Source organism: Micromonospora sp. ATCC 39149, assembly GCF_000158815.1.
In the GTDB taxonomy this organism is placed as follows: Bacteria; Actinomycetota; Actinomycetes; order Mycobacteriales; family Micromonosporaceae; genus Micromonospora.
This window is the reverse complement of record NZ_GG657738.1, coordinates 1,628,794-1,629,447: the sequence shown is the minus strand read 5'-3', so window position 1 is coordinate 1,629,447 and position 654 is coordinate 1,628,794. Positions and strand designations below refer to the sequence as shown.

Annotated in this window: 1 pseudogene; it reads left to right on the top strand. The window is 79.7% G+C overall.

The features are described from left to right. A pseudogene (locus MCAG_RS33470) lies at window positions 1-654 on the top strand (DNA polymerase Y family protein); the annotation flags it as partial.

The window sequence follows — 654 nt, the reverse complement described above, 5'->3', positions numbered from 1 at the left end:
GACCTGCGCGGTGGAGAGCCAGGTGGGCATCGCCGACGTGTTGTGTTCGCCGCAGGCCTGGCGGCCCGCGCCGGGCGGGTGGTGCCCCCCGGCGGCACCCCAGGCTTCCTGGCCGGCCTGCCGGTGGAGGCGCTCGGCCGGCCGGCCCTGGCCGACCTGCTGCGCCGGCTCGGCTTACGCACCCTGGGGGGCTTCGCCGCGCTGCCGGCGGGGGACGTGCTGGCCCGGTTCGGGTTCGACGGCGCGCTGGCCCACCGGCTCGCCGCCGGCCAGGACCACCGGCCGCTGGCCGTCCGCCGGCCCCTGGTCGACCTGGCGGTCACCGCCGACCACGACGAGCCGATCGACCGGGTCGACGCCGCAGCCTTCGCCGCCCGCGCGCTGGCCGAGCGGCTGCACGACCGGCTCGCCGCGCACGGGCTGGCCTGCACCCGGCTGGGCATCGAGGCGGTCACCGCCCACGGCCAGGAGTTGCACCGGGTGTGGCGGCACGACGGCCTGCTCACCGCGGCGGCCATCGCCGACCGGGTGCGCTGGCAGCTCGACGGCTGGCTCTCCGGCAGCGCCGGCCGGCCCGGGCTCCCGACCGGCCCGCCCGACGGCCGGGATCATCCGGCTGCGGCTGGTGCCCGACGGGGTGCTCGCTCGGGTCGA